This window comes from Streptomyces sp. ADI95-17 (assembly GCF_003846175.1).
GTDB classification, from domain to species: domain Bacteria; phylum Actinomycetota; class Actinomycetes; order Streptomycetales; family Streptomycetaceae; genus Streptomyces; species Streptomyces sanglieri.
In genome coordinates, this window is sequence record NZ_ML123057.1 from 1 (window position 1) to 1297 (window position 1297).

General features: G+C 68.9%; 2 protein-coding genes. One reads left to right on the forward strand and one right to left on the reverse strand.

What is annotated here, in order from left to right; translation table 11 throughout:
• Nucleotides 1-455: helicase associated domain-containing protein (locus tag EES42_RS43095; RefSeq protein WP_206433970.1), on the forward strand; the 455-nt coding region annotated here is incomplete at its 5' end.
• 23 nt (nucleotides 456-478) lie between these two features.
• Here the strand turns inward: EES42_RS43095 and EES42_RS45435 are convergent.
• Complete coding sequence (locus EES42_RS45435; protein ID WP_164495578.1) at nucleotides 479-1243, reverse strand: AAA family ATPase; 765 nt, start codon at nucleotides 1241-1243, stop codon at nucleotides 479-481.
• Nucleotides 1244-1297: the final 54 nt, after the last annotated feature.

The following is a 1297-nucleotide window of genomic DNA, read 5'->3' on the forward strand; positions in this document are numbered from 1 at the left end:
CCCAGAGCCTGCTCCAGGACGGCGGGGCTCTGCCGGTGGCGGCCGGCAAGGTGCTCGTGCAGGGCGAGGACCTCGGACGGTGGGTGACGGCGCAGCGGCACGGGTGGGAACAACTCCTGCCCGCGCAGCAGTGGTTGCTGGAGAACGTCCTCGGGATCGAACCCGCCGAGGAAGCAGAACGGCTGGTGAAACGGACGCAGGACACCATGTGGGCCCTCAACCTGCGTGCGGCGCAGCAGTACCACGCACGCGAGGGGCACTTGCGGGTACCCCGCAAGCGCGTCGAACACCTGGCGGGAGCGGCGGGCATGGCAGGCCCGTCGGGCCATCAGGCAGGCGCTGACGGGGTCGTGGTCGTCAAGCTCGGCACATGGCTCGACAACGTACGGAAGCGTGCTGGCAGGCTCACCGAACAACGCCGTGCGGACCTCGATGCCCTCGGTATGCGCTGGTAAAGCGGGCGGTAGTCGGGTGGAGGCTATGTGCCTGATCCGAGGCGGCTGAAGGCCCAGCGGAGGACCTCTTGGTCGACGCGGGGGCGGCCGGTGCGGTTCAGGGCGGTGAGGGTGTGGGCGGTGAGGCGGGCCCAGTTGCGGAAGTTGCCGTGGGCGGCGCGGCTGTCGGCGTAGGTGATGTCTTTGGGGTCGGCGTCGGCCCAGATCGGGTGGTAGAGGGGGATGGTCTTGAGGACTTCGTCGGTGGTGAGGCGGGTGAAGCGCTGCCAGATGAAGATGCGGGAGGACAGCATCGGTTCTTTGCGGAGGGTGGCGTGGCAGCCTTCGCCGCCGACGAAGATGACGGCGAGCTGGGTGTAGGGGTCGTCCCAGAGGTAGCGGATGTACTCAAGTTGGTCGCTGGAGAGCCACTGTGCTTCGTCCAGGACGAGGGTACGCGGGTGGGCGGCGAGGGTTGCCTTGAGCAGGTGGTCGAACTCGGTGGCGTAGCGCGGGGGCTGGCCTGGTAGTTCGAGGGCGGTGTGCAGTTCGTGGCGTACGGCGCGGGTGGTGGTGCGGGCGTGGAAGGTGATGCGGCGGATGTCTTCGCTGGTTTGGAGTTCGCGTAGGCAGCTGGTGACGGCGACGGTTTTACCGAAGCCGGCGCCGCCGTGGATGCACATCATGGCGCGGGCGTTGATGGTGTCGGTGAGGTTCTCCCGGGCGGTGAGCAGGGCTCGGGTGGTGACCAGGCGGGCGTCGGGCAGGGCGGTGTACTGGTCGGTGGGTGCGGGTGGCAGGCGGGTCATGGGGTGGTCTCCTGGTCGTGGTGTTCGGGGGCGGTTGTGGGGCCGGGGCTGGGG

Excerpts from the sequence above, each read along its gene's own strand:
- EES42_RS45435 (WP_164495578.1), bottom strand. The coding sequence starts at position 1,243 with ATGACCCGCCTGCCACCCGCACCCACCGACCAGTACACCGCCCTGCCC.